The organism is Enterobacter cloacae complex sp. 6730903 (assembly GCF_048283985.1).
Classification (GTDB): Bacteria; Pseudomonadota; Gammaproteobacteria; order Enterobacterales; family Enterobacteriaceae; genus Enterobacter; species Enterobacter hormaechei_C.
The window spans coordinates 38706-64950 of sequence record NZ_JBLVXX010000010.1 but is presented as its reverse complement, the minus strand read 5'-3'; the positions used below and the strand labels follow the sequence as shown (position 1 = coordinate 64950).

23 protein-coding genes and 1 pseudogene are annotated in these 26245 nt (G+C 57.9%); 12 read left to right on the top strand and 12 right to left on the bottom strand.

Translation table 11 applies throughout. The features are described from left to right. Positions 1 to 25: 25 nt before the first annotated feature. Genes ACNQ0W_RS07500 through ACNQ0W_RS07470 form a run of 7 tightly spaced genes read right to left on the bottom strand, consistent with a single transcriptional unit; the run spans position 26 to position 6854 of the window. Entirely contained in the window at positions 26 to 952 is a 927-nt protein-coding gene (locus tag ACNQ0W_RS07500; RefSeq protein ID WP_062933016.1) for an oligopeptide/dipeptide ABC transporter ATP-binding protein, read from the bottom strand. Then, a complete protein-coding gene (locus tag ACNQ0W_RS07495) occupies positions 945 to 1931 on the bottom strand; it encodes an ABC transporter ATP-binding protein (RefSeq protein WP_022651223.1) in 987 nt (328 codons plus the stop codon). The genes ACNQ0W_RS07500 and ACNQ0W_RS07495 overlap by 8 nt, the downstream gene beginning before the upstream one ends. After that, positions 1928 to 2824 carry a D,D-dipeptide ABC transporter permease gene (gene ddpC / locus ACNQ0W_RS07490; RefSeq protein ID WP_062933017.1) on the bottom strand — a complete coding sequence of 299 codons (897 nt, stop codon included), beginning with the start codon at positions 2822 to 2824 and terminating at the stop codon, positions 1928 to 1930. The genes ACNQ0W_RS07495 and ddpC overlap by 4 nt, the downstream gene beginning before the upstream one ends. Further along, complete coding sequence (locus tag ACNQ0W_RS07485) at positions 2821 to 3843, bottom strand: ABC transporter permease (protein ID WP_003857077.1); 1023 nt, start codon at positions 3841 to 3843, stop codon at positions 2821 to 2823. Before ACNQ0W_RS07485 ends, ddpC begins: the two co-directional genes overlap by 4 nt. A gap of 23 nt (positions 3844 to 3866) precedes the next feature. Further along, positions 3867 to 5399, bottom strand: coding sequence for an ABC transporter substrate-binding protein (locus ACNQ0W_RS07480; RefSeq protein WP_062933018.1), 1533 nt, complete (start codon positions 5397 to 5399; stop codon positions 3867 to 3869). 15 nt (positions 5400 to 5414) lie between these two features. Next, positions 5415 to 5987: a D-alanyl-D-alanine dipeptidase gene (gene ddpX / locus ACNQ0W_RS07475; RefSeq protein ID WP_062933019.1), complete on the bottom strand. Its 573-nt coding sequence runs from the start codon at positions 5985 to 5987 to the stop codon at positions 5415 to 5417. Between the two features lie 12 nt (positions 5988 to 5999). Then, positions 6000 to 6854 carry a MurR/RpiR family transcriptional regulator gene (locus ACNQ0W_RS07470; protein WP_062933020.1) on the bottom strand — a complete coding sequence of 285 codons (855 nt, stop codon included), beginning with the start codon at positions 6852 to 6854 and terminating at the stop codon, positions 6000 to 6002. A gap of 267 nt (positions 6855 to 7121) precedes the next feature. Here ACNQ0W_RS07470 and ACNQ0W_RS07465 point away from each other — a divergent pair, with 267 nt between their 5' ends. From ACNQ0W_RS07465 to dsbG, 11 genes and pseudogenes are all read left to right on the top strand, one after another. After that, a complete protein-coding gene (locus tag ACNQ0W_RS07465; protein ID WP_417933179.1) occupies positions 7122 to 8609 on the top strand; it encodes an alpha/beta hydrolase in 1488 nt (495 codons plus the stop codon). Positions 8610 to 8680: 71 nt separating this feature from the next. After that, positions 8681 to 9892, top strand: a complete 1212-nt coding sequence (locus ACNQ0W_RS07460; RefSeq protein ID WP_062933022.1) for a diguanylate phosphodiesterase — start codon at positions 8681 to 8683, stop codon at positions 9890 to 9892. Between the two features lie 88 nt (positions 9893 to 9980). After that, positions 9981 to 10877 (top strand): aminoimidazole riboside kinase, encoded by an 897-nt coding sequence (locus ACNQ0W_RS07455; protein ID WP_062933023.1) that lies wholly within the window; start codon positions 9981 to 9983, stop codon positions 10875 to 10877. A 171-nt stretch (positions 10878 to 11048) separates the two neighbouring features. Beyond that, a complete protein-coding gene (locus ACNQ0W_RS07450; RefSeq protein ID WP_062933024.1) occupies positions 11049 to 12566 on the top strand; it encodes a carbohydrate porin in 1518 nt (505 codons plus the stop codon). Between the two features lie 66 nt (positions 12567 to 12632). After that, on the top strand, positions 12633 to 14003 hold the full coding sequence (locus ACNQ0W_RS07445; protein WP_062933025.1) for a sucrose-specific PTS transporter subunit IIBC: 1371 nt from the start codon (positions 12633 to 12635) through the stop codon (positions 14001 to 14003). Next, positions 14003 to 15409 carry a sucrose-6-phosphate hydrolase gene (locus ACNQ0W_RS07440; RefSeq protein WP_062933026.1) on the top strand — a complete coding sequence of 469 codons (1407 nt, stop codon included), beginning with the start codon at positions 14003 to 14005 and terminating at the stop codon, positions 15407 to 15409. The genes ACNQ0W_RS07445 and ACNQ0W_RS07440 overlap by 1 nt, the downstream gene beginning before the upstream one ends. A 28-nt stretch (positions 15410 to 15437) precedes the next feature. Beyond that, entirely contained in the window at positions 15438 to 16454 is a 1017-nt protein-coding gene (locus ACNQ0W_RS07435; protein ID WP_062933027.1) for a LacI family DNA-binding transcriptional regulator, read from the top strand. 95 nt (positions 16455 to 16549) lie between these two features. Next, positions 16550 to 18100 (top strand): annotated as a pseudogene (locus tag ACNQ0W_RS07430) (methyl-accepting chemotaxis protein). 188 nt (positions 18101 to 18288) lie between these two features. Continuing rightward, entirely contained in the window at positions 18289 to 18702 is a 414-nt protein-coding gene (locus tag ACNQ0W_RS07425) for a hypothetical protein (protein ID WP_015570500.1), read from the top strand. 5 nt (positions 18703 to 18707) lie between these two features. Next, positions 18708 to 19265, top strand: a complete 558-nt coding sequence (locus ACNQ0W_RS07420; protein WP_022651213.1) for an RNA polymerase sigma factor — start codon at positions 18708 to 18710, stop codon at positions 19263 to 19265. Between the two features lie 41 nt (positions 19266 to 19306). Continuing rightward, positions 19307 to 20083 carry a thiol:disulfide interchange protein DsbG gene (gene dsbG / locus ACNQ0W_RS07415; protein WP_074135708.1) on the top strand — a complete coding sequence of 259 codons (777 nt, stop codon included), beginning with the start codon at positions 19307 to 19309 and terminating at the stop codon, positions 20081 to 20083. Between the two features lie 39 nt (positions 20084 to 20122). Here dsbG and ACNQ0W_RS07410 read toward each other — a convergent pair whose 3' ends face one another. The 3 genes from ACNQ0W_RS07410 to ACNQ0W_RS07400 form a co-directional block, all read right to left on the bottom strand. Then, entirely contained in the window at positions 20123 to 21412 is a 1290-nt protein-coding gene (locus tag ACNQ0W_RS07410; RefSeq protein WP_062933028.1) for a glycoside hydrolase family 10 protein, read from the bottom strand. Between the two features lie 7 nt (positions 21413 to 21419). Next, positions 21420 to 21707 (bottom strand): VF530 family DNA-binding protein, encoded by a 288-nt coding sequence (locus ACNQ0W_RS07405; RefSeq protein ID WP_000123965.1) that lies wholly within the window; start codon positions 21705 to 21707, stop codon positions 21420 to 21422. A 130-nt stretch (positions 21708 to 21837) separates the two neighbouring features. Next, the gene (locus ACNQ0W_RS07400) at positions 21838 to 23319 is read right to left on the bottom strand and encodes a UbiD family decarboxylase (RefSeq protein ID WP_062933029.1); all 1482 of its coding nucleotides are present in this window, start codon (positions 23317 to 23319) and stop codon (positions 21838 to 21840) included. Positions 23320 to 23430: 111 nt separating this feature from the next. Between ACNQ0W_RS07400 and ACNQ0W_RS07395 the strand changes: the two genes are divergently transcribed. Then, positions 23431 to 24315 carry a LysR substrate-binding domain-containing protein gene (locus ACNQ0W_RS07395; RefSeq protein ID WP_003857101.1) on the top strand — a complete coding sequence of 295 codons (885 nt, stop codon included), beginning with the start codon at positions 23431 to 23433 and terminating at the stop codon, positions 24313 to 24315. Here the strand turns inward: ACNQ0W_RS07395 and ACNQ0W_RS07390 are convergent. Together ACNQ0W_RS07390 and ACNQ0W_RS07385 are read right to left on the bottom strand one after the other, a co-directional pair. Next, complete coding sequence (locus ACNQ0W_RS07390; protein ID WP_062933030.1) at positions 24306 to 25214, bottom strand: LysR family transcriptional regulator; 909 nt, start codon at positions 25212 to 25214, stop codon at positions 24306 to 24308. The two genes, ACNQ0W_RS07395 and ACNQ0W_RS07390, sit on opposite strands and share 10 nt — an antisense overlap. 1 nt (position 25215) lies before the next feature. Beyond that, on the bottom strand, positions 25216 to 26193 hold the full coding sequence (locus ACNQ0W_RS07385; RefSeq protein ID WP_062933031.1) for an MBL fold metallo-hydrolase: 978 nt from the start codon (positions 26191 to 26193) through the stop codon (positions 25216 to 25218). Positions 26194 to 26245 lie beyond the last annotated feature (52 nt).

Genomic DNA, 26245 nt, shown 5'->3' with positions numbered 1-26245 from the left:
AGGCCGGGCAAATGCCCGGCTCCTTTTAACGGTTACGCCAGCAGCGCACGCTTCGGCCTTCGGCTGTGGGCTGAAGCGGCTGCGGCTGTTCACATCCCTCCATCGCCAGCGGGCAGCGGTCGCGGAAGTAGCACCCATCAGGCAGGTGGCGATTACCGGGGAGATCGGTTTTGCGTAATGCCAGGTCTTCGTCCAGCGGTTCTCCGGTACGGGGAACGGAGTCAAGCAGCAGCTGCGTATACGGATGCCGCGGCTTGCCCAGCACCTGGTCCGCCGGACCCAGCTCCACAATCTGCCCCAGATACATCACCGCCACCCGATCGCTCATGTGCCGGACCACCGAGACGTTGTGCGAGATCAGCACGTAGGTCAGATTACGCTGCTGTTGCAGGGCAACCAGCAAATTGAGGATCTGCGCCTGGACGGAAATATCCAGCGCGCTGGTGGGTTCATCCAGCACGATGATGTCCGGATCCGAAGAGAGCGCCCGGGCAATAGCGATGCGCTGGCGCTGTCCACCCGAAAACGCATGCGGCAGGCGGTCAAGATATTCCGCCCGAATGCCCACCTGCTGCGCCAGCGTCTCAGCCAGCTGACGACGCTCCCGTTCGCTGCGGCGTTGCTGTATCCACACCGGCTCGGTAATGATGCGCCAGACGGGTAAACGCGGGTCGAGGGACGAGAGCGGGTCCTGAAATACCATCTGCATACCGCCTGCCGCATTCGCGCGCTGACAGGCACCGGTACTCGGTTTGAGCATACCCATCAGTAGCTGCGCCAGCGTGCTCTTTCCACAGCCGGATTCCCCCACAACGCCCAGCGTTTCGCCGCGATGGATCCGGAGATCCATGCCGTTGAGGGCGTGTACCTGTTCCGTCACGCGCCCCAGCCAGTTTTTGCGCGCAGGAAAATTCACATGCACGCTGTCCAGTTCCAGCAATACCTCAGACATGGCGTCTCTCCTGTTGTGGGTACCAGCAGGCAGCCTGCTGGCCTTCTGCGCCCGTTGAAATTAAGCGCGGCGTTTCGCTGCATTTCGCTCCGGCAGCAAAACAGCGCTCGCGAAAAGCACATCCGCGCGGGAGGTGGCTGAGGTTAGGCACCGTGCCGGGAATGGCCGGGAGGATCTCGCGCGGTTCACCATTTTCCGGGGCACACCGCAGCAGGCCAATCGAATAGGGGTGTACAGGATGGTGGATCAAAGTCTGCGTGCTGCCGCTTTCGATCACGCTGCCCGCGTACATAACGTACATCCGGTCACAAAGCTGCGACACCACCGCCATATCGTGACTGATAAACAGCACCGACGTCCCGCTGGCGCGCGCTTTGTGTTTCAGCAGACGCAGCACCTGACGCTGAACGGTCACGTCCAGCGCGGTGGTCGGCTCATCGGCAATGATCAGCTCCGGCTCGCAGGAGAAGGCAAGGGCGATCATCACCCGCTGGCGCATGCCGCCGGAAAGCTCAAACGGATAGCGATCCATCACCTGTGCCGCATCCGGGATTTGCATCTCGCCCAGCAGGGCGATCGCCTTCTGCTGCGCGTCGCGACGGGAAAGCGACTGATGCTGGCGGATCACCTCCACCATCTGCCTGCCAATCCGGCGCGTGGGGTTGAGCGCCGTCATCGGCTCCTGAAAAATCATCGCCACCCTGGCGCCGCGCCACTGACGAAGCTGTTTTTCCGACGCGTTCAGGACATCTTCCCCGAGCAGCGTGACCCGGCCATGGTGAACATGGTAACTGCCTTCCGGCAGCAGGCGCATCGCCAGCATCGCGGTGACCGATTTTCCCGAGCCGGATTCGCCCACCACGCCGACAATTTCACCCCGGCCAATCTCCAGCGAGACGTGGTTGAGCGCGTGGACGTCACCGCGAAAAATGGGGAAGCTCAGGTGCAAATCTTCAATCGATAATACGGAATCACTCATGACTGCTTCCCTCCTGATTTGGGATCAAGCAGGTCGCGAAGACCATCGCCAAACAGATTAAACCCAACTGCCGTGATCAGAATTGCCGCCCCCGGAAACGCGCAGTACCACCACTGGTCAAGCACGTAGTTACGCCCCACGGCCACCATCGCGCCCCATTCGGCGGTGGGCTGTTGCGCGCCTAATCCAATAAAGCCCAGCGTGGCGGCCATCAGAATGGCGCTGCCGATATCCAGCGACGCCTGTACGATCAGCGGCGGCAGGGCGTTACGCAGGATATGCCAGCTGATCAGGTGCCAGCGCGATGCGCCAAAGGTGCGGGCGGCCTGCACGTAGGTGAACTGGCGCACCACCAGCGTTTGCCCGCGTGCCAGCCGCACGTAAAACGGAATGCGTACAATCGCAATCGCCAGCATCGCGTTAAACAGGCTTGGGCCGAGCGCGGCGGCCAGCGCCATCGTCAGCACCAGCGAGGGGATGGAGAGCATAATGTCCATGATACGCATAATGATGGCGTCGCCGCGCCCGCCAAGTACGCCGGACAAACAGCCGAGCAGCGAACCGATGCCGCCCGCAATCACCACCACCGCCAGCCCCGCCGTGATGGACTGCTGGCTGCCCACCAGCACGCGGCTGAACAGATCCCGGCCCACCTCATCGGTGCCAAACCAGTGCTGGGCTGAAGGCGCCTGCAAGCGGGCGGTCAGATCCAGTGCGTTCGGATCGTGCGGGACGATCCACGGCGAGACCACCATCATCAGCAGCATCACGATCATAATGACACCGCCGATCAGCGTGAGCGGGCTTTTGCGTAGCATCCAGAACAGCTTTGCCCAGTTGATGCGCTGTTTAACGGTGCTGACAGGGACGGGCGTTTCCTGAGTTAACATCATTCGGCACCTCCGCGCCCGATTCGCGGGTCGATCCACAGATACAGCAGATCCACCACCAGATTGACGAAGACATAGGCCAGCGATACCACGACCGCGAAGCCCATGACGGCAGGGAAGTCCAGCGCCTGAATGGAGGTCACCACCCAGGCTCCCATTCCCGGCCAGGCAAACACGGTTTCGGTAAGGACTGCCCCGTACAGCAGATCGCCCAGCGCCAGCCCGAGCACGGTAATGGAGGGGATCATGGCGTTGGGTAAGGCGTAGCGCAGCACGATGTACCAGCCCGGCAACCCACTCGCGCGGGCGGTACGAATATAATCCTCGCTCAGCTGCTCCAGCATCGCGGAACGCACCTGACGCGCCACAATACCCAGATGCACAAAGGCCAGGGTCAGGGAGGGGAGAATCAGGTGCTGTAGGGCGTTGAAAAACACCTCGCCGTTGCCTTCCAGCAGAGCGTCCAGCAGATAAAAGCCGGTAACGTGGGCAGGCGGATCGAGCCAGTCGTCCAGCCTGCCGCCGCCGGGCAGAATTTGCAGTTGCCCGTAGAACAGAACGATAACCCCCAGTCCCAGCCAGAAGGCAGGCGTCGAGATGCCCGTCATCGCCATCAGTCGCACCAGGTGATCCAGCCAGCGGTTACGGTACACCGCCGATAAAATGCCCAGCGGTACGCCAATCACCAGCGCCAGCAGCAAAGAGCAGAACGCCAGCTCCAGCGTGGCGGGGAAAAAGGCTTTCAAATCTTCCGCAACGGGGCGACCGGTGCGAATGGAGGTGCCCAGATCGCCGTGCGCCAGCGCCTCTACATAGCGGCCAAACTGAATATAGAGCGGTTGATCCAGCCCCAGCTGCTGGCGGATGCCCTGCACAATTTCATCGCTGGCGCGGTCACCGGCCAGCAGGCGGGCCGGATCGCCGGGGATCAGGTGTGAAATAATAAAAGTAATAATACAGACACCGGCCACCACCAGGATTAACCCCCAGCAGCGCTGGCGCACAATGCTCCAGAACGTCATACACTTCCCCCCGGCGTGGGCCGTTACTTACTCATGGTGGCGATGTTAAAGACCTGCTCAAGCATCGGATTAAAGGTGAAGCCTTTGACCTCTTTGTTCATCGCCAGCTGGTAGTTCTTCTGGAACAGATAAACGTAAGCCGCCTCGTCAATCACCACTTTCTGCGCCTGCTGGTAATCTTTGGTGCGTTCCGCCTGATCGGTGGTTTTCAGTGCCGCCTGCAACAATGCATCGACCTCTTTGTTCTCATAGAATGAGCGGTTCCCCGGCAGCCCTTTTTTGTCCGATTCGAACCAGTAGTTCATGAACATGTACGGGTCAGCGAAGTCCGGGCTCCAGTTACCAATCGCAATGTCATAATCACCTTTGCCGACGCGGTCGCGCATGGTGGCGTTCGCCAGTTTCTCGAGCTTGACGTTAATCCCCAGCTTGCCCAGGCTCGCCTGCGTGGAGAGGGCGATAGGCTCCCAGTTCGGGTCGTTATCGGAGTAGAGGAACGTCAGGCTGGCCGGTTTATCGTTGACTTTTTCCAGCGCCGCTTTGGCCTTAGCCTCGTCAAAGCTGTACTGCATGGCGTTCGCATCGAAGCCCCACATGCCCTCCGGGATCGGGCCGCGCATCTGCTTGCCGTTCCCGCTGAGAATGCCTGTCACCATCCCCTGATAATCGGTGGCCCAGGAGACCGCGCGGCGCAAATCCACCTGATTCATCGGAGGCTTACTGTTGTTCAGATAGAGGTAGGTCACCCGCAGGGACGGGTATTCCGCCACGGCCACTTTGCCTTCCTGCTTCAGGGCAGCAAGCTGATCCACCGGCAGGGCGTCGGCGATATCCAGATCGCCACGGGAAAGTTGCAGGCGACGCGAGGCGCTTTCACCGATAATCTTCACCGAGACGCGCTTGAAGTGCGGCTTTTCACCCGGCCAGTGTGGGTTGGGCACCATCACCAGCTGCTGACCTTTCCGCCAGCTTTTCAGCATAAACGGTCCGGAACCCGCGGTGTTTTGCGCCAGGAAACCGCGCGCATCGTCGGCGGCATTGGCTTTCAGCACCGCCGGGTTGACGATCGACGCGCCGTCATTGGCCAGCGTGTAGAGGAACGGGGCGAACGGCTGGCTGAGGGTGAATTTCACCGTATGCTCATCCACCGCGTCCACTTTCAAATCTTTCGGAAACGCTTCGGAAGGTCCCTGGTTGATTTTCAGCAGTCGTTCAAACGACAGCTTTACCGCTTCGGCGGTCACCGGCGTGCCGTCGGAGAATTTTGCATTATCTGCCAGGGTGAACGTCCACTCTTTCTGGTCGTCTGACGCCTTCCAGCCCGTCGACAGATCGCCTTCCACCTCCGTGGTGCCTGGCTTGTATTTCACCAGACGCTGGTACGAGGGGTAGGTCACCGTCCAGTCGTTGTTATCGATAGTGACCGCCGGATCCAGCGTTTGCGGATCGGCAGCTTTCCCAATCACCAGCATATCTTTTGGCACCGCCGCCAGCGCGAGAGGGGCGCTCAGGGCGAGCGTAGCGGCAATCAGGGTTGTAAGCAGCGTTGTTTTCATGGCCGGGCTCCAGAATTAGAGTGAGTGTGTGGTCGGATAACAGGCGAACTGGTCATCTAACAGCGGGTAGCTGGCGGCATTCGGCAGTTCGAAATGCCACCATTCGCTGCTGATGCCCACAAAACCGCCGCCGTACATCACGGCGTTCAGGAGCAGACGATTTCGCTGCGCCTCGGGCGGAACGGAAGGGTGCCAGGCATGAGAACGGTCGTGCATTTCGTCAAACCCGGCGCCCATATCCAGCACGTTGTCGTTTTCATCCATCAGCGTGACGTCAATGGCGGTGCCCCGGCTGTGGTTAGAGCCAATTGCGACATCCACCACGTATTCCGGATTGGGGCAGGCATCCCAGAGTTGCGCCTGCGCCTGCTGGGGGCGGTAGGCGTCGTAAACCACCAGCTTCAGACCGGCCAGCGCGGCGATGCTAATCGATTTCGCCAGCGCGGTGGCGGCATCCGTATGCAGCAGGCACGCGGCGTGCTGGTAGATCGGGCGGCCGGTGATGTTATCGGCGGTCGCGTATTTCAGATCGATATGCAGCGTGGGAAAGGTTTTCGCCACATCAATCAGTTGACTCTCTTCAGGCATAGCTCCGCTCCTTTAGCGTTCAAATTGTCCAAACTCTTGTTGTAGTTGTCGGTTGATTGCCAGACGTTCCGGCAGCGCATCCCCCAGCGCCTCCACAACGCCCGACAGCAGCAGGTTGAACAGACAGCTCACCGGCGCCAGCGAATCCCAGAAATGGCCGGTATCGGTTTTCACCTGGAGTAAATCAATCGGGTAATCCCGCGCCCACGGGCACCAGATATCGGTGATCAGCGCCATCGCCAGGCCTTTTTCGCTCGCCACGCGGCAGTACTGGCGGGCAATGGCGGAGTAGGCGCGGGTATCCGTCAGCACGATATACGGGTTCGCAAAGCCGGAGTTAAGCGACTCCACCCAGCTACCGGAGAGCCCTTCGGAATAGCTCACCCGCGGGCGCAGGTACTCCAGATGGCTGAAGAACGCATTGGCGATCCCGCGCGTGGACTGGATCCCCAGCACGAAAATGGCGTCGGCATGGGTAAGTTGCTGGACCACCTGCCTGAACGTTTCGCTTTGCGCCAGCTGGTAAACATGGGCAATGGCGTCCACCTCCAGCGACAGGGAGTGCTGAAGGCGATCCGACAGCGGCTGTTGCTGTTTCCAGGAGTCGAGACGCTCGTTAATGCCCCAGGGCTGATGGGGATCGCGCAGGCTTTTTTTGGCGTCGTCCAGGTTGCGATAGCCCAGCTTGCGCAGAAAGCGTCCGACGGTGATCCCGCTGGTGGCCGTGGCCAGCGCCACGCTCTCTGCCGTTTCAAAAGGGATCTGCCCGACGTGCGCCAGCATCCAGCTTGCCACCCGCTTTTCGCTCGGGGTGAGCTGGCTAAAGGTCGCTTCGATACGGCTCAACACCTCAGGTTTGGTCGTCATACCGCCTCGCTGTTAACTGGCTGTCAAAGGCCGGGATTCTGTTACCGGATTAACAATGCAGGACGCGTGCCATGTTCACATTGCGGCGAAAACGCGCTGTGCAGCAAAGTTAATGCAATATTTGTTTAACAGATGCTCAACATTTGTGCAGCGTAGTTCACTTTTGGTGCAGTGTGCAGGCTGAGAGGTATCTATTTGGTGAATACGTCAGCCTCTTCACATTTTTTGGTAAGATGAACGCTCTGGGAATAAGAGAGGGAGCCTTACATGGCGAATTTGCCCTGGCGGGTCAGCGTGCGCCTGATGGCTCTCGCAAAAAAAATAGCGATGGTCATCGGGATCATTGTGCTCGTTTTGCTGGCGGTGCGGGTTTATCTTTCGCAGCAGGGGCCGGCCCTGCATCACTGGCACACCTGGCGGGCTGATGAAATGTCCGTGCAGGAGATGGATAACGCGACTTTCGCAGCGTATGTCGCGCGGGAAAATGCCATCTTCACCGCTCTCGACGCTGAGGTGACGGCGAAATTCACCCCCGCAGAGCGCACGCCGCTGAACCGTTATTACCGCCAGAGCCTGGTGTGGCCAGGACACTTTTCCCCGGATGCAAACCGGTCGTTCGTGCTGATGCCTGCCGGAAAGCCGCGCGGGGCGGTGGTATTGCTGCACGGTCTGACGGACTCGCCCTACAGCGTCAGGCATCTGGCTGTGAATTATCAACAGCACGGCTTTGTGGCCGTAGTGCCTCGTTTGCCCGGACACGGCACGGCGCCGGGCGCGCTGACAGACGTTGACTGGGAGGCGTGGCTGGCGGCAACGCGCCTTACGGTTCGTGAAGCGACACGCCTGACGGGGAACGATCTCCCCCTGCATCTGGTGGGCTACTCCAACGGCAGGGCGCTGGCGATGAAATACGCCCTCGACGCCCTTGATGCGCCTGAACTGCGTAAACCTCAGCAGATCGTGTTGCTCTCCCCGATGATTGGCGTCACGGCGTTTGCGCGCTTTGCCGGATTCGCCGGGCTACCGGCTATGTTACCGGCGTTTGCCAAAGCCGCGTGGCTTAACATTTCGCCTGAATATAATCCTTATAAATACAATTCGTTCCCGGTGAATGCGGCACGTCAGTCCTGGCTACTCACCCAGGCGCTGCATGAGCAGATAAATCGCGATGTTCATGATCACAAACTGGCGCAGCTCCCGCCGGTACTTGCTTTCCAGTCGGTCATGGATTCAACGGTCAGTACCCGCGCCGTGGTCAGCGGGCTGTTTGACCAGCTTCCGGCAAACGGCAGCGAACTGGTGGTTTTTGATATCAACCAGGCCGGGAGTTTCCGTCCACTGTTCAGGCCGTCATCGTGGACGGCGGTGGCTGACCTGCTGCCCGAGGCGAAAAGACGTTACAGTGTCACGATTGTGACCAATGCCAGCCCCGACAGGTTTGATATGGTGGCAAAGACAACCCCTGCGGGCAGCACCAGGGAAACGGTGGCGCCGCTGTCAGTGGCGTATCCGCAGGAGGTTTATTCCCTGTCTCATGTTGCCATTCCGTTCCCGCCGGATGACGATCTGTATGGCCGCCATCCTGCGGTGAAAAACCACTACGGTATCAGCCTCGGGACGATAGCCCTGTGGGGAGAAACATCGGTTCTGAGCGTCGGCAAAGATGCGCTGATGCGCGTGACGTCGAATCCGTTCTATGACTACATGCAGACGCGGATCGACAGCCGTATCGGGGAGAATCAAGCCCAACAATAGATTAGGTCACACCGGGGAACTGTGTTAAACAGTACCGTTCAGGCGTATACCCCATACCGGACCCCGTTTCTGTGCTGACAACTCTCATTTATCGAAGCCAGCTGAGCTTAACCTGCACCTCCGCAGCGTTAAGCGCGCTGGTTGAACAGGCCAGGATCCGTAATACGGAGCAGGGCATCTCAGGCATTCTTCTCTCCCGTGGACGTGACGTTCTGCAAATTCTCGAAGGCACGGAACAGCGCGTCGTCGCGCTTTTTAACACCATCCGTGCGGATGACCGGCATACCGGCGTGGTGGAGCTGATGCGCGATTACGGCCCGCGCAGACGTTTCGAAGACGTGGGAATGCTGCTGTTTGACCTGGACGTTCAGACCCCGAAAGCGGTTCTGGCGTCGGTTCTGCATTACAGCAAGCTGGAAAGCTATCTCACTTCTGAGGATCGGGTCTTCAAATTCATTCAGACCTTTATCACCGGCAAAACCGCTATCCCACCCGCTTCGGACTATGAGCCTGATAAATGGACGCTTTCGCGAGAGCGCGCGCCGTTTGGAAAAGGGTTAGGTCTGCTGGCGGGACAGCCCTGCCAGTTTGCGCTGCAACCCATTGTCGAGCCGTCCGAAGGCAAAATCAGTTCTCTCGAAGCGCTTATACGCGGAAACGACGGCGGCAGCCCGGAGCATTTCTTCCGTAGTCTCGATCGTGAACAGATTTACGAAGTCGACCTGCAAACCAAAGCCTGGACCTTTGCGCTGGCGCAAAAGCTGGGCATCGGCAGCCACAAACTGGCGGTGAACCTGCTGCCAATGTCGCTGGTTAACGTGTCGGGTGCGGTAGAGTTCCTGGTAACGCAGATCAAAAAGCACGGTCTACAGCCAGAGCAGGTAGTCATTGAAGTCACTGAGAACGAGATGATTTCCGGCTTCAACCAGTTTAACAGCGCCATTAAACAGCTGCGGGCGGAAGGGGTTGGGCTGGCGATAGATGATTTTGGTTCCGGCTATGCTGGCCTTTCGCTGCTCACCCGGTTCCAGCCGGATAAGCTCAAAATCGACAGAGAGATCGTCAGCGATATCCACCTGAGCGGGCCCAAGCAGGCGATTGTGAAGTCGATAATCAGCTGCTGCACCGATCTGGAGATTACGCTGGTCGCAGAAGGCATTGAGAAGATAGAAGAGTGGTGCTGGCTTGAATCCGCCGGGATTCGCCGCTTCCAGGGCTTTTTATTCGCCCGCCCGCAGCTTAACGGTATGGGTGATATTCACTGGCCCCATCGGGTGGGTTAAGCAAATTTTCCCTCGCCATATTTCCCCGACACCCTGCCTGTGCTTAAATAGCTAAACCGGTTTAACATAATTTAGCTAAGAAGGTGATATGGAGACGATCTGGGTACTTGGCGATGCCGTGGTGGATCTGTTGCCCGACGGAGAGGGTAAACTGCTGCAATGTCCGGGCGGCGCACCGGCCAATGTCGCGGTAGGGATTGCGCGTCTGGGCGGCAGAAGCGCCTTTATAGGCCGGGTGGGCGACGACCCCTTCGGGCGCTTTATGCAAAAAACGCTTGCGGATGAGCAGGTTAATACAGAATGGCTGCGGCTCGACCCGCAGCATCGCACCTCCACGGTGGTGGTGGATCTCGATGACGACGGTGAACGTTCCTTTACCTTTATGGTTCGCCCGAGCGCTGATCTGTTCCTCGACTCTGCCGATCTCCCGCCATTCCGCGCCGGGGAGTGGCTGCACGTCTGCTCTATCGCGCTCAGCGCCGAACCCAGCCGTTCCGCGACGTTTCTGGCGATGGCCGCGATCAGACAGGCGGGGGGATTCGTCAGCTTTGACCCCAATATCCGCGCCGATCTCTGGCACGATGAAGTCGAGCTGCGCGAGTGTCTTGAGCGGGCATTAGCCTGTGCAGATGTGGTGAAAATCTCGGTGGAAGAGCTGGCGTTCTTAACCGGAAATGCGCAGGTCCATGAGGGGCTGGCGGCGCTGATGCGCACCTGTCCGGCCAGGCTGGTGCTGGTGACGCAGGGAAAAGAGGGCGTGACCGCCTGGCAGGGAGGCGCGTTGACGCACTATCCTGCATCACCCGTGGAATGCATTGATACCACTGGCGCGGGGGATGCTTTCGTCGCCGGACTGCTGTTCGGTCTGGCTCGTGATGGCCAGGCCCGTCTCTCAGAGGTCATCACGCTGGCGCAGCGCTGCGGGGCGCTGGCGACAACCGCAAAAGGGGCAATGACCGCGCTGCCTTATCATCACGAACTGTAATTCACCTCTCCAGGCCACCGGTCGGCGGCCTGAATTGTCGCCTCGATCACACTTACTAAAACGGTTTAGCAAAAAACGTTGCCGATCCAAAATTCAACGGTTTAGTATCACCAGCCTAAACCGGTTTAGCAATTTAGCACTTTTACCGATAGTTATTAGGGATGCGACAAAATGTATAAAAAACGCAGGCTTGCCGTGATGATAGGCATGCTGGCCGGCAGTACCTCTGTTTTTGCCCAGACGGATATGACACGTATCGAAGCGCGCCTGGCGGCGCTGGAGCAGCGTTTGCAGGAGGCGGAAACCCGCGCGCAGGTTGCTGAAAAGCGCGCCACGGCAGCGGAACAGAAAACGCAGCAGCTGGTGGCGGCGCAGCAGGAAGCACAAACCTCCACACAGGCGGTGGCGCAACGTACCACGGCGCTGGAAGAGAAAGCCGACCGGACAGGCGGTTTTGAATTTCACGGTTACGCCCGTTCCGGCCTGCTGATGAACGACGCGGCCTCCAGCAGCAAAAGCGGCCCTTATCTGACGCCCGCCGGGGAAACGGGTGGGGCCATCGGGCGTCTGGGGAACGAAGCTGATACCTACGTTGAGCTGAATGTTGAGCACAAACAGACGCTGGAGAATGGCGCGACGACGCGCTTTAAGGCGATGCTGGCCGACGGTCAGAAAACCTATAACGACTGGTCGGCAGACAGCAGCGACCTGAACATTCGTCAGGCCTTTGCCGAGCTGGGCAATTTGCCGGACTTTACCGGCGCGCTGAAGGGCAGCACCTTCTGGGCGGGTAAGCGTTTTGACCGCGACAACTTCGACATTCACTGGCTGGATTCCGACGTGGTGTTTCTCGCCGGGACCGGCGGCGGCGTCTACGACGTGAAGTGGAACGATACGCTGCACAGTAACTTCTCCCTTTATGGCCGTAACTTCGGCAGCGAAGAGGAGATAGACAACAACGTTCAGAACTACATCCTCAGCATGAATCACTTCGCCGGGCCGGTGCAGATGATGGTCAGCGGCTTACGGGCAAAAGATAATGACGACCGTAAGGACAGCAACGGCGATCCGATAAAAACCGACGCGGCCAATAACGGGGTGCATGCGCTGGTTGGTCTGCATAACGAGAGCTTCTACGGCCTGCGGGAAGGTTCTGCCAAAACGGCGCTGCTTTACGGCCACGGTCTGGGCGCCGAGGTGAAAAGCATTGGTTCAGACGGCGCGCTGCTGTCAGAAGCCGATACCTGGCGTTTTGCAAGTTACGGTGTCACGCCGCTGGGCGGTGGCTGGCACATTGCGCCCGCCGTGCTGGCGCAAAGCAGTAAGGACCGCTACGTGAAGGGCGACAGCTATGAGTGGGTCACGCTCAATACGCGTCTGATCAAAGAGGTGACCCAGAATTTCGCCCTCGCGTTCGAAGGCAGCTATCAGTACATGGATTTAAGCCCGGAAGGCTATAAGGATCGCAATGCGGTTAACGGTAGCTTCTACAAGCTGACTTTCGCCCCGACGTTAAAGGCGGGCAAGATTGGCGATTTCTTCAGCCGTCCGGAGCTGCGCCTGTTCGCCACCTGGATGGACTGGAGCAGCAAGCTGGATAACTACGCCAGCGATGACGCCTTTGGCAGCAGCGGCTTCAACGCGGGTGGGGAATGGAACTTTGGGGTGCAGATGGAAACCTGGTTTTAACCCTTCACGCTCCCGCATCGCGGGGGCGTTTCGAACATCATAAAAAGAGGTCAGGAAGAGGTATCTATGGATTTTAATCATATTGCGCGTGAGCTTATTCCGCTGCTCGGGGGCAAAGAGAACATTGCCAGCGCGGCACATTGCGCCACGCGCCTTCGTCTGGTGCTGGTCGATGATGCGCTTGCCGACCAGCAGGCCATCGGCAAGGTTGAAGGCGTGAAAGGCTGTTTTCGAAACGCCGGGCAGATGCAGGTGATCTTCGGCACCGGGGTGGTGAATAAGGTTTACGCCGCGTTTATTCAGGCCGCAGGGATTAGCGAGTCCAGTAAATCGGAAGCGGCGGATATTGCGGCCCGCAAGCTGAACCCGTTCCAGCGTATCGCGCGTCTGCTCTCCAACATCTTCGTGCCGATTATCCCGGCGATCGTGGCCTCGGGTCTGCTGATGGGCCTGCTGGGGATGGTTAAAACCTACGGCTGGGTTAATCCGGATAACGCGCTCTATATCATGCTCGATATGTGCAGCTCGGCGGCGTTTATTATTCTGCCGATCCTGATTGGCTTCACCGCCGCGCGGGAGTTTGGCGGCAACCCGTATCTGGGGGCAACGCTCGGCGGCATCCTGACTCATCCTGCGCTGACCAACGCCTGGGGCGTAGCGTCCGGCTTCCACACCATGAACTTCTTCGGTCTTGAAATCGCCATGATTGGCTATCAGGGAACCGTCTTCCCGGTGCTGCTGGCGGTGTGGTTTATGAGCATTGTGGAAAAACAGCTGCGCCGGGCAATACCGGATGCGTTAGATCTGATCCTGACGCCGTTCCTGACCGTCATTATCTCCGGCTTCATTGCGCTGTTGATTATTGGCCCGGCGGGACGCGCACTGGGCGACGGGATCTCCTTTATTCTTAGCACCCTGATTTCCCACGCGGGCTGGCTGGCCGGGCTGCTGTTTGGTGGGCTCTATTCGGTGATTGTCATTACCGGCATTCACCACAGCTTCCACGCCATTGAGGCCGGGCTACTGGGTAATCCGTCGATTGGCGTTAACTTCCTGCTGCCGATCTGGGCGATGGCGAACGTGGCGCAGGGCGGGGCGTGTCTGGCGGTGTGGTTCAAAACCCGCGATGCCAAAATCAAAGCCATTACCTTACCGTCGGCGTTTTCCGCGATGCTGGGCATCACCGAAGCGGCAATTTTTGGCATCAACCTGCGTTTTGTGAAGCCGTTTATCGCGGCGCTGATCGGCGGTGCGGCAGGCGGTGCCTGGGTGGTGTCGGTGCATGTCTACATGACTGCCGTTGGCCTGACGGCGCTTCCCGGCATGGCAATTGTCCAGGCCAGCTCGCTGCTCAACTATATTATCGGCATGGTGATTGCGTTTGGCGTGGCGTTCACCGTCTCTCTGCTGCTGAAATATAAAACGGACTCAGAATAATGACCTTATCTTCCCGCTGGCCTGCCGTGTTGCAGGCCGTGATGCAAGGCCAGCCGCGTGCGCTGGCGGACAGCCACTATCCGCAGTGGCATCCCGCACCGGTGACGGGGCTCATGAACGATCCGAACGGGTTTATCTGGTTTGCCGGGCGCTACCATCTGTTTTATCAGTGGAACCCGCTGGGCTGCGATCATCGCTACAAGTGCTGGGGGCACTGGAGCTCAGCAGATCTGGTGCACTGGCAGCACGAGCCAATGGCGCTGATGCCTGACGAAGAGTATGACCGCAACGGCTGTTACTCCGGCAGCGCCGTGGATAACAACGGCGTGCTGACCCTGTGCTATACCGGCAACGTTAAGTTTGACGATGGCGGCCGCACCGCCTGGCAGTGTCTGGCGGTGCAAAATGACGATGGCACGTTTGCCAAACTGGGACCGGTGCTGCCCCTGCCGGACGGGTACACCGGGCACGTCCGCGATCCGAAAGTGTGGCGCCATGACGGGCATTGGTACATGGTGCTCGGGGCGCAGGATCGACAGCAGCGCGGCAAGGTGCTGCTGTTTACGTCAGCCGATTTACACACCTGGGCGTCCTGCGGCGAAATCGCTGGTCACGGCGTCAACGGACTCACGGACGCGGGCTATATGTGGGAGTGCCCGGATCTGTTTGCGCTTGATGGAACACACGTCTTGATCTGCTGCCCGCAGGGGCTGGCGCGCGAACCGCATCGCTATCTCAATACCTATCCGGCCGTCTGGATGAGCGGCGCATTTGATTATCAGACGCCTGCATTTGCGCACGGCGAGCTGCATGAGCTTGACGCCGGTTTCGAGTTTTACGCGCCGCAAACCACGGTGGCAGAAGACGGCCGCCGCCTCCTCATCGGCTGGATGGGCGTGCCGGACGGCGAAGAGATGCTCCAGCCTACGCGGGCGCACGGCTGGATCCACCAGATGACCTGTCCACGAGAGCTGCGCTACCGCGACGGTAAGCTCTGGCAAACCCCGGTCCGTGAGCTGGAAACGCTGCGCGAGGATGAACATTACTGGCAGGGACGCGCCAGCGATGCCCCGGTGCTGGCGGGAGCGCGTCTTGAGTTTGAACTGAGCGCGCCGAGCGTGAACGTGGATTTTGCCGGCGCGTTGCGGCTGATTGTGAATGATGAGGGGATCCGCCTGGAACGCGCCAGCCTGGAAACCGGAGAGACGCTGACCCGCTACTGGCAGGGCAATGTTCATCATTTACGCGTGCTGTGCGACCGTTCCAGCGTCGAAATATTCATCAATCACGGTGAAGGCGTCATGAGCAGCCGCTATTTTCCTGACCATCCGGCCCAGGTACGCTTCGAAGGTGCGTCCGACATCACATTACGCTACTGGTCGCTGCGCAGCTGCATGATAGAATAGAGGTTTTGGCAGCCGGATCTAAGTCGTTGTGAGAAAAACAAAACGCGTCACCATTAAAGATATCGCGGAGCTGGCGGGGGTTTCAAAAGCCACCGCCAGTCTGGTTCTGAACGGCCGCAGCAAAGAGCTTCGGGTGGCGGAGGAGACGCGCGAGCGCGTGCTGGCGATTGCCAAAGAACATCATTATCAGCCCAGCATTCACGCCCGTTCGCTGCGGGACAACCGCAGCCACACCATTGGTCTGGTGGTGCCGGAAATCACCAACTACGGGTTTGCCGTTTTTTCTCATGAGCTGGAGACCCTCTGCCGCGAGGCGGGTGTTCAGTTGCTGATCTCCTGTAGCGATGAGAATCCGGGCCAGGAGACGGTGGTGGTCAATAACATGGTTGCCCGCCAGGTGGACGGGCTGATTGTCGCCTCCAGCATGCTCAACGACGCGGACTATCAAAAGCTGAGCGAACAGCTGCCCGTTGTGCTTTTTGACCGTCATATGAACGACAGTTCTTTGCCGCTGGTTCTCACCGATTCAATTACCCCAACCGCCACGCTGGTGGCCGACATCGCGCGCCAGCATCCGGATGAGTTCTACTTCCTCGGCGGTCAGCCGCGGCTTTCCCCGACGCGTGACCGTCTTGAAGGGTTTAAGCAGGGGCTGCGTGACGCTGGCGTCGAGCTACGTCCGGAGTGGATCATTCATGGTAATTACCATCCGAGCTCCGGCTACGAAATGTTTGCCGAGCTTTGCGCGCGCCTGGGCCGCCCGCCAAAAGCCCTCTTTACCGCCGCCTGCGGTCTGCTGGAAGGGGTGTTGCGCTATATGGGGCAACATAATCTGCTGCAAAACGATATGCGTCTGGCCAGCTTTGACGATCACTATCTCTATGATTCTCTGACCATTCCTGTCGATACCGTTCGTCAGGATAACCGCCAGCTCGCCTGGCACTGCTTTGATCTGATTGGCAAACTGATTGAAGGGGAAACGCCGGAGCCGATCCAGCGTAAGCTGGATGCCACCCTGCAACGGCGATACAAGGCCGTGGAGTGACAGGGTAACGTCTGAGGGGTACATCAATAACTTTAATTAATTAAAGATTGGATTCAGCCGATAACCAAAGGGAAATTATATCCCTGAGGTGTGTTATGTCGTTGAAAAAATCATCCCTGATTATCCTGTTTTCCCTGCTTTTCTTCTTTGTGGCCAGCACTATCACCAGCGTTGGGCTCATCATTAAAAGTAATACTTCGCTGGATAATGTGAACAAAGAAATTCAGGTTGTCCTGTCCATTATTGATCCCATTAACCACAGCCGAACCCTGCGCGTCAGGGTTATGGAGTATGTGAAAATGGTGGAAGCGGGGGACGCTACCGACCCGTCTGCGAAACTGGCCTCGGTTAAAGAGGCGCTGACCAAAGCCGATAGTGCATTTTCGGCGTTTATGGCCTCACCGCGTTTGCAGGACGAAGCCCCGCTGGTCACTGCCTACCAGGAGGCGTGGCAAAACTACCGTAATCAGGGACTGGCACCGCTGATTGCCGCTGCCGCCGCTCACGATGTGTCGCGGTTCAACGCTCTTATTCCCGTGGTGTCTCAACTCGATCGCCAATATGAAATTGTGCTCGATCAGGTTCTCTCCGTTCACCAGAAGTACGCCAAAACGCTGAACGAGGAGGCGAGCCATAATTTTGTGTCGGGTCTGGTTATTATCGCCAGCATTGCGGTGCTGTTCGTGGTGGTGATCTTCGCCGTCAGCCTACTGATGAAACGCGTGGTCTTTGCGCCGGTGAACCTGGCGCGCGAGCACTGTCGCCAGATTGCGGCCGGGAAGCTGGACGTACCGGTACCGTTCAAGCGTGATTCCGGGAATGAAATCGATCACCTGATGTCCTCGATGGAGCAGATGCGCCAGGCGCTGCTCTCCACCATTTCTCAGGTGCGCGATGCCAGCCACACCGTGACGCATGCAGCGCAGGAAATTGCCTCCGGCAATATCGACCTGGCCTCCCGTACCGAGCAACAGGCTTCGGCCCTGACCCAGACGGCCGCCAGCATGGAAGAGCTGAGCGCGACGGTGGCGAATAACACCGACAACGTTTTCCAGGCCGGTAAGCTGGTGCAGGATGCCGTGAAAAATGCCCATACCGGTGAAGCGGTAACCCGTGAAGTCATCGAAACGATGAATACTATCGCGTCCAATTCGAAGCGTATTGAGGACATCACCAGCGTCATCAACAGCATTGCTTTCCAGACTAATATTCTGGCGCTAAACGCGGCCGTTGAAGCGGCGCGTGCTGGCACGCAGGGGCGAGGATTTGCCGTGGTAGCAAGTGAAGTGCGCACACTGGCCTAGAAAAGCGCGGTGGCGGCGAAGGATATCGAAAGCCTCATCGCCCAGTCTGTTTCCAGCGTGAAAAACGGTGCGGAACTGGTGAATCGTTCGGGAGAGGTGATTGATTCTATTATCAGCTCTGTGAATAAAGTGCATGCGCTGATGGAACAGATTTCGGTTGCCTCAGAAGAGCAGAGCCGCGGGATTGGTCAGGTTGGGCAGGCCGTAACGGAGATGGACGGTGTGACCCAGCAGAACGCGGCGCTGGTGCAGCAATCCGCCGCCGCCGCGGCCTCGCTGGAGGAGCAGGCGCAGCAGCTGTCCCAAAGTATCTCGCGCTTTAGTTTGCCTGCTACGGCGTGATGTTCAGAGAGGCTCCCGAGGGAGCCTTTTTAATGTTTGCATTCAGCCGCAGCACAATCTCCTTCAGCCAATACTGTTATCCATACAACGCCGCTATCACATAAATTTCTCTTCCCCCGGCAATATTTCTGTTTCTCATCCGTCTACCTCATCAGAGACCATAATCATTCAACATAAACGAGGCACACATGAGAAATTTTGATATGCACGGAAAAGGTCACGGGCGTGGTTTGGGCCGCCATCGTATGGGTAAGGGCATCGTGATTGGCGCAGTCCTGTTCGTGGTGCTTGGCCTGCTGGTCATGTCCCTGTGGAACGCGTTGCTCCCGGCCATCCTGGGGGTTAAAGCCATTGGCTTCTGGCAGGCGCTGGGGATCCTGCTGCTGAGCCGCATTCTTTTCGGTGGGCTGGGTTTCCGTCCCGGTATGTTCGGTGCGCACCGCCGTATGCACGAACAATGGATGAATATGAGCCCCGAACAACGTGAGGCCTTCATTCAGCAGCGTCGGGCGGGATTTGGGCGCCATGGTCATTGCCGGTGGCACGATGGCCGGGATGAAAAGCGAGATGATAACGGTGCGAAAGCGCCGGAAGCCGAGTGAGCGATATGAAAGCCGGTGAGGCGGGGGAATCATTACTGATCTCGGCACTCAATGCCTGCCGCACGCGGCTAAAAGCTTTCATTCGCGGAAGGACTGCGGTTCGTGATGATGTCGATGATATTCTTCAGGAAGTGACCTGGCAGTTGATGAAAGTGGAACAACCGGTCGAGAACGTCGCCGCCTGGCTGTTTCGCGCCGCACGAAATGAGATGATCGACCGGGCGCGAAAAAAGCACGAGGTTTCACTGCCGGGGTACCTGACAGCAGATGACGAGGACTTTCCGGAGCAGGAGATTGCAGAAACGTTATTCGGCGTACCGCAAACGCCGGAGGAAGAGTATCTCAACATGCTGCTATGGGAAGAGTTGGGGCAAGCCCTGTCGGAACTGCCGCCACCTCAGCGCGAGGTGTTTGAAAAAACGGAATTTGAGGGCTACAGCATGAAGGTGCTGGCAGAGGAAACAGGCGACAGTGTGCAGGCGTTATTATCCCGCAAACACAAAGCCGTGCGATTTTTGCGTAGTCGCCTCAAGGATATTTATGAAGCGTTGACAGGGCAATAAACTTCGACCACTCTGAAAAACAATATTTTAGAGGGGTCGTTATGCTTCAACGGTTAGCAAATAAAAAGGTGCTGTTACTCTCTGCTCTGATGGCTTCAGGGCTGGTCAGGGCAGAGGAGACGCTTCCGGATGTGGTGAAGCACTTCAGTGAACAGCAGGACATCAAAATCATCAAGAAAATTGACGCCCCCGGCGGCGCGCCAGCGTGGCTGGGGAAATATCAGGACATGGGCGTGACGCTCTTTCTGACCCCTGACGGAAAGCACGTCGTGTCTGGTTATCTTTATGATGAGAAGGGAACCAACCTCAGCGAAGCCTTTTTCCAGAAAGAGATCTACGCCCCGATGGGCCGCGAGATGTGGAAAAAGCTCAATGCCGCGCATCCGCTGAAGGAGGGCGCGGAGAGTGCCCCGCGTAAAGTCTTCGTCTTTGCCGACCCGTTCTGCCCGTACTGCAAGCAGTTCTGGGCTGAAGCGCAGCCGTGGGTGAAGGCCGGGAAGGTTCAGCTCAACACGCTGCTGGTTGCGTTTCTTAACCCGAACAGCGGGCGTAACGCCTCCGCGATCCTGAATGCGAAAGATCCGGTGTCGGCCTGGAAAGCGTACGAGCTGTCCGGCGGTAAAAAGCTGCCGAAACCTGAAGGAGCGGCGTCCCGGGAAACCGTTGAGATCCTGCAAAATCACCAGACGCTCATGGACAGTCTCGGCGCGAATGCCACACCGGCTATTTATTACCTGAATGAGCAAAACGAACTGCAACAGGTCGTGGGTATGCCAGACGCAAAACAGCTTGAGGCGATGTTCGGGCCGAAGCCGTAAAAAGAAAGGCAGAAACAGGACGTTTCTGCCTTTTTTCAGTCAACTACCCCAGCGTCCCCGGAGGTAATTAACTGCCTCCTGCGTCTGAGGCTGGTTAAGATAGTCTTCACGGAACAGGATGGTGCCCTTAACGTCTGGCAGTGAATCGTTGAGGTCGAGCTGTTTTTTCAGCTCCGGTACGCCGCCGTTCACCGTCCAGTCCGGTTCGTTTCTGGAAGGCGCGCCCACTTTGTAGAACGCGATCCCGATATACAGGCGGGTGTGGGTCGGTTTCACCACGTCAGCCCACCATTTTGTCAGCACATCGTAACGTGCCGCGTCGCGGGCGAAGGGCCAGTAGATCTGCGGCGCAATGTAATCCAGTAAACCCTGCTGTACCCATTTGCGCGTGTCAGCGTAGGACTCATCGTAGGCTGCGGCGCCGCGCGTGTCCGAGCCTGCCGGGTCGAAGGAGCGATTGCGCCAGACCCCCGCCGGGCTAACGCCAAATTCGACATCAGGTTTAGCCTGCTTGATCGCCCTGGAGACCTGCACAATCAACTGCTGCGTATTGTGTCGACGCCAGTCCGCTTTTGACGCAAATCCTTCGCCATAGCGCCTGAAGATCCAGGCATCATTCAGGGGGGAGCCCGGCGTCTCGGTGTAAAAATAGTCATCGAACTGAACGCCATCGACAGGGTAGTGATTCACCACTTCCATCACCACCTGGGTTATCCAGTCCCGCACCTCGGGAATGCCCGGGTCGAGAACAAAACGATCCCCCGAGGTGCGGATCCACTCCGGATGCTGGACGTACACGCTGGAAGGATGAAGCGACGAGGTGCGGTTAAGCGCGGCGATGGTCGACGGTTTCGTGTTGGTGGAAACGCGGTACGGGTTAAACCAGGCATGAACCTTCATCCCGCGCTTGTGCGCTTCATCCAGCATAAACTGGAGCGGATCGTAACCGGGATCTTCCCCGATAGTCCCCGTCAGGGTATCTGACCACGGCAGTATTTTAGAGGCCCACAGCGCCGTACTGTCCGGTTTTACCTGAAAGAAGACGGTGTTGATCCCAAGATTTTTCAGCTTATCGAGTTTGTCCGTCAGCGCCTTCTGTTGCTGGGCGATACGCTGGTCCGCGCTACGGCCATTCACCGATGACACGGGAGGCCAGTCGAGACGGGAGACGGTCGCCAGCCAGATCCCGCGCATGGGTTCGTTGGTCTGCTGTACAGGTTTCGCCTGCGGCAGCGGGGTAACGAGTGATTTGGGTGGTTTGGAAGTGCAACTTACCAGTAAAAGCGCGCAGCCAAGCAGCGCGCCAGTCCGTTTTACGTGTCGCATCATTTGCGTGTTAGCTCCTGGGTGTCCGGCTATCCGTCCAAGGATTAAACGCCGGTTCGTCCTGTTCCCCGTTACCGTCATCGTGAAGAGAGTCGAGGTAGAGGGCTTCAACTTCCGCCCGCGCCCATGGGGTGCGGCGCAGGAACTTCAGACTCGATTTAACGCTCGGGTCCTTGCGAAAACAGTTGATTTTGATTCGGTTGCCCAGTTCATTCCAGCCATATCGCGCAACCAGCGCGTTAACCTGCATTTCGAGGGTTACGCCATGCAAAGGATCGTTGGAAATATGTGCTGTCATAGGCGACCGGTAGTCTCATTTTTTATGGGGATGTGATAAACGCTCAAAGGTTACAAGAAAGCAGGGGACGCGGCAATTTCAGCGTGAGGTTCTTCACCCGTGAAGGGTGAAGAAGATTTTCAAGTTAACGCTATTTTTTAAACAGTTCAGGCGCCCACGGCGTCGGGTCTACCTCCATAAAGGGCGCACGCTCAAAGCGGGACTTCAGCGCCCAGGGCACCGTACAGTCGAAAATCGTTTTGCAGGTGATCCCGTTGCCACGAATGGAGGGGCTGTAGTCCGGCGCCTGAGACGGATCGAGCTGGTGTCCGCGGATCCCCGGCAGATGGGTGATGCTGACATCGCCCTGCATACGGGTGGTCATCGCCCACAGGATGTCGTCGCTGTCGAAAATATCCACATCTTCGTCGACGAGAATAATGTTTTTAAGCTCGGAATAGGTGGCTAACGCAATGAGTGCCGCCTGACCCTGACGCCCTTCGTCAGAGGGCTGGCGCTTTTTCACCTGCAATACGCCAAGGAATTTGCCGCCCCCGGCGGTATGCGCATAGACGTTTTGCAGAAAACCGGGGATGGCTTCTTCCACCGTATTCCGGATGCTGGCCTCCGTTGGTAAACCGGCCAGCGTGGTGTGCTCTTCGCCCGGTCCCACCAGAGTTTGCAGGATCGCCTGATGACGCATCGTGACGGCCTTCACTTTGATTACCGGTAAGGAGGGGTTAGCCTCCCCGCAGTAGCCGGGAAATTCCGGCATCGCGTGCCCGGTGTGGGTATGCTGATCTTCTTCTACGCGCACGCCCGGCAGCAGTTCGCCTTCGATGATAATTTCCGCACGCGCAATCGCTTTTTCATTTACGGCCACACCCTGCACCAGCTCGACGGGTGCCTGACGTAACGCACCGGCGACACCCAGCTCGTTGTAGCCGAAGGGCGTGGTAGGGGCTTCGAAACAGGCGCCAATATAGATAGCGGGATCGAGACCCATATTGATCGTGACCGGCAACGGCTTGCCCGCCTCCTCGGCCTTCTTCCGGAACACCTCTATATGGCGACCCGCGGCAAGGAACATGGAGAGTTCATCGCGCTCCTGAACGCAGAGACGGTGAATAGTGACATCGGTCAGGGAGGCATCTTCCGGATCGCTTGCCAGCACCAGCCCCAGACAGAAGAACGGACCGGCATCTATCGGCGTGTTGGTCGGTGCCGGAAGCAATTTACGCAGATCGAAGTCCGGATCGTCGGCATAAAACACCTGTTCCTGACACGGCGCCTGGGCCGCCGGAACCACAACGGGAGCAATCGGGTTTTTCACGGCCTGGCCGACGTGTTTTGCCAGTTCAGAGGGCTCGCAGCCCAACAGGAGCGCCGCCCGCTCGCGGCTGGCGTGCATTCCGACCAGAATACGGGAGTCGGGATACCCCTTTATAGCGTTAAACATCATCGCCGGGCCGATGCGCGTCGGACGTTTTACCGTGCCGCCAGCACCAATGTGCCGGTACACACCTGCCAGCTCCGCGTCAGGATCGACCGGATGGGTGGTTTCAAGGTATTGACCTTCATGGCGTTTGAGCAGTTCGATAGCACTTCTGAGATCGTTGATGTGGTTTTCCATATTTTTCCCCTCGGATGAATGCTTCCATTCTTAACCGGACGAAGAGGGCTATCAATTGCATCATTTATGCTATTTTAATATGAATTTTATTATCAATAGTGAAGGCACAGTATGCAGTTTCGACTGATGCGCAATTTTATCGTGGTGGCGGAAGAGCTTCACATGCATCGTGCGGCGGAGCGCCTTAACATGGCGCAGCCCGCGCTGAGCCAGCAGATAAAAACGCTGGAAGATCGTCTGGGGGTAATGCTCTTTAGCCGGGCGAATCGTCGCCTGACGCTGACGCCAGCCGGTGAGGCATTTCTCAGTAAAGCCAGAGTCGCGATTTTAATGACCGATCAGGCGATTCTGGATGCCAGACAGACGGCCAGAGGGGAACAGGGCGTGCTGAATCTCGGATGTGTTTCAAGTGCGATATTCGACAGTAAGCTGCCCGCCGCGCTGCGGCTTTTACATGAGAAATGGCCAGCCATCAGCCTTTCCATGATGACGGGAAACGTGCAAACCCTTTATACCGGCGTGCAAAGCAACCAGCTGGATGTGGCCATTATTCGTGCCCCGTTACCGCTATTGCCTGACGATCTGCAAAGCCGTCCTTTCACAACGGAAAAAGCCGTGCTGGCCTTACCTCGTCAACACAGCCTGGCGGGCTCCGCCGCGCTGACGCTTGCGTCGGTGAAAGAGGAGAAGTGGATCGCCCTGCGCGACCCGGAGGGGATGGGACTGGAACAATATTTCTATGATGCCTGCCACAGCGCGGGCATACAGCCTGACGTTGTGCAAAATGCCACCGATGTCCCCACGGTGATAAGCCTCGTCTCGGCAGGGTTTGGCATCGCCATGCTGCCCGCCTCAGCGAAGGCGATATGCGTACAAAACGTCGTCTTTGTGGATATTCTTGACCGACTCCGGGAGAGTGAGCTGACGCTGGTTTGCCACCGGATTATTCGCTCTGAGGTGCTGAAAAAATTGATGAGCATCCTCGATCATACCTGACGTCCGGCGGCCTGAAGAAGTTGTTCTCGCAGCCAGCGGTTAGCCGGATCCTGGCTGTTTTTCGGGTGCCAGTACATACCGATGACGATCGGCGGCAGATCCAGCGGCGGCGGAAAAATATCAAGCGTTTGCGTGAAACGTAGCAACATGCGTCTGGGTAGGGTGCAGAGCAAATCGGTACCGGCAACAATCGCAGGCGCCATCGCATAGCTTTGCGTCGACATCACCACGTTACGCTGGTGGCCAAGCCCCGCCAGATGCTGATCGACAAAGCCTGCGAACGGGTCGCCCTCGGATGAAACCACCAGATGGGAAAGGCTACAATAGCTTTCCAGATCCATCGGCCCCGTACCGCGTGGATGGCCTTTACGCTGGGCGGTGGCATATTCATCGTCAAACAGCTTACGTCTGACCCATGCATCGTGCGCTACCGCGTTAATGCCGACATAAATATCCACATCGCCATTTTCCATCTGCGCTGGCAGCAGCGGGGTTTCGGGAAGCGCAAAACGCAGACGGATGCCTGGTGCCGCAGCGCTAATCTGATTTTGCAACTCTGCCCCCAGCATCAGCGCCGGGTTTTCGTGCAGGGCAATCACCAAGGTGCGGTTGCTGTTCTGCGCGTTGAACGTGGTGGGTTCAAGCATCGCCGATATCCCCTGCAAAACCGTCGCGACCTGCGGCCTTAACGCCTCGGCGCGCGGCGTCGGTAACACCCCACGTCCGTGTGGGGAAGGGACAAACAGCGGCTCACCGAACAGGACGCGCAGGCGCGCAAGGCGGGCAGACATCGCCGGCTGGCTGATGCCCAGCCGCGCGGCCGCATGGGTGATATTCTGGTCCCTGAGTAACGCATCCAGCGTCAGGATCAGGTCCATATCCATATCGGAGGGGGACATCTTATTTTGCTTCACGGTTGGTATAGGTCACCGGAACCCACGCGTAGCCTTCCCGCTCACCTTTCGTCACATAGCCGATCCCGGGGAAAGGCAGATGTGGCGCCGCAATCAGATCCTTGTTTTTCACAAACTCAGCGAAAGCTGCGTTGCGTACCCGGGCGGCGCCGTCCTGATCCTCATCGTAAGCAATCGTCACGTTGGGCTGCGGGAACTGAACCGCGGCAACGTGAATGATGTCGCCGACAAAGGTAATTTTTTCACCTTTGCTCTCAAGCGTGTAGAACGCGGACCCTGGGGTGTGGCCCGGGTGAACCGTACCGCTGATGCCCGGCAGAAGCTGTTCCGTCCCGGAGAAAGTCTTCACTTTTCCGGCGTCAAGATAGGGCTTTAAGGTCTTGTGCGCGACGTCGAAGTAGTTCTGGTCATAGCCAGACTTTTTCTGGTTCTCGTCGTTAAAGAAGAAATCGATATCCGGTTTGCCGACATACACCTGCGCGCGGGTAAACACGCGCTGACCGTCTTTAACCAGGCCGCCAGCGTGATCGGAGTGCGCATGGGTGATCAGGATATCGGTAATATCCTGCGGTTTAATGCCCTGCGTCGCCAGGCTCTCAATCAGCCGCCCGCCTTTGCCGGGGCCAAAGAGCTGACCGGAACCGGTATCCACCAGAATTTTGTGGCCGGGGATGGCGATATAGAATGCGTTAATCGACGCTTCCACCGGATTGGCCTGGAAGTTTTTAGCCAGTAACGCATCGGTATTTTCCGCCGTCGTCCGGCGCAGTAAGGCGTGCAGATCCTGCGGTACGCTGCCGTCCGTAAAGGCGGTGACAATCGTATCGCCAACCTGAACGCTGTAGCCGCCAGCCTGCTGTTTCACCACATGCTGTGGAACGCTGGCCACCGCGTGGATCGCGGGAAAGAACAAAACCGAACCGGTAAACAGGGTTGATATCGCAAGTTTTTTCACAGTAAACATGATGGGCTCCTCAATAGTAAGTTCATCATAGTTCAACTGAGATTTTTGAGAA

Bases quoted from the DNA above. Each gene is read 5' to 3' on its own strand.
- dsbG (WP_074135708.1), top strand. From the start codon at position 19,307: ATGCTTCAACGGTTAGCAAATAAAAAGGTGCTGTTACTCTCTGCTCTG.
- ACNQ0W_RS07470 (WP_062933020.1), bottom strand. From the start codon at position 6,854: ATGACGACCAAACCTGAGGTGTTGAGCCGTATCGAAGCGACCTTTAGC.
- ACNQ0W_RS07405 (WP_000123965.1), bottom strand. From the start codon at position 21,707: ATGACAGCACATATTTCCAACGATCCTTTGCATGGCGTAACCCTCGAA.
- ACNQ0W_RS07445 (WP_062933025.1), top strand. From the start codon at position 12,633: ATGGATTTTAATCATATTGCGCGTGAGCTTATTCCGCTGCTCGGGGGC.
- ACNQ0W_RS07385 (WP_062933031.1), bottom strand. From the start codon at position 26,193: ATGTTTACTGTGAAAAAACTTGCGATATCAACCCTGTTTACCGGTTCG.
- ACNQ0W_RS07495 (WP_022651223.1), bottom strand. From the start codon at position 1,931: ATGAGTGATTCCGTATTATCGATTGAAGATTTGCACCTGAGCTTCCCC.
- ddpC (WP_062933017.1), bottom strand. From the start codon at position 2,824: ATGATGTTAACTCAGGAAACGCCCGTCCCTGTCAGCACCGTTAAACAG.
- ACNQ0W_RS07410 (WP_062933028.1), bottom strand. From the start codon at position 21,412: ATGATGCGACACGTAAAACGGACTGGCGCGCTGCTTGGCTGCGCGCTT.
- ACNQ0W_RS07465 (WP_417933179.1), top strand. From the start codon at position 7,122: ATGGCGAATTTGCCCTGGCGGGTCAGCGTGCGCCTGATGGCTCTCGCA.
- ACNQ0W_RS07420 (WP_022651213.1), top strand. From the start codon at position 18,708: ATGAAAGCCGGTGAGGCGGGGGAATCATTACTGATCTCGGCACTCAAT.
- ACNQ0W_RS07450 (WP_062933024.1), top strand. From the start codon at position 11,049: ATGTATAAAAAACGCAGGCTTGCCGTGATGATAGGCATGCTGGCCGGC.
- ddpX (WP_062933019.1), bottom strand. From the start codon at position 5,987: ATGCCTGAAGAGAGTCAACTGATTGATGTGGCGAAAACCTTTCCCACG.
- ACNQ0W_RS07390 (WP_062933030.1), bottom strand. From the start codon at position 25,214: ATGTCCCCCTCCGATATGGATATGGACCTGATCCTGACGCTGGATGCG.
- ACNQ0W_RS07400 (WP_062933029.1), bottom strand. From the start codon at position 23,319: ATGGAAAACCACATCAACGATCTCAGAAGTGCTATCGAACTGCTCAAA.
- ACNQ0W_RS07395 (WP_003857101.1), top strand. From the start codon at position 23,431: ATGCAGTTTCGACTGATGCGCAATTTTATCGTGGTGGCGGAAGAGCTT.
- ACNQ0W_RS07425 (WP_015570500.1), top strand. From the start codon at position 18,289: ATGAGAAATTTTGATATGCACGGAAAAGGTCACGGGCGTGGTTTGGGC.
- ACNQ0W_RS07480 (WP_062933018.1), bottom strand. From the start codon at position 5,399: ATGAAAACAACGCTGCTTACAACCCTGATTGCCGCTACGCTCGCCCTG.
- ACNQ0W_RS07455 (WP_062933023.1), top strand. From the start codon at position 9,981: ATGGAGACGATCTGGGTACTTGGCGATGCCGTGGTGGATCTGTTGCCC.
- ACNQ0W_RS07440 (WP_062933026.1), top strand. From the start codon at position 14,003: ATGACCTTATCTTCCCGCTGGCCTGCCGTGTTGCAGGCCGTGATGCAA.
- ACNQ0W_RS07485 (WP_003857077.1), bottom strand. From the start codon at position 3,843: ATGACGTTCTGGAGCATTGTGCGCCAGCGCTGCTGGGGGTTAATCCTG.
- ACNQ0W_RS07500 (WP_062933016.1), bottom strand. From the start codon at position 952: ATGTCTGAGGTATTGCTGGAACTGGACAGCGTGCATGTGAATTTTCCT.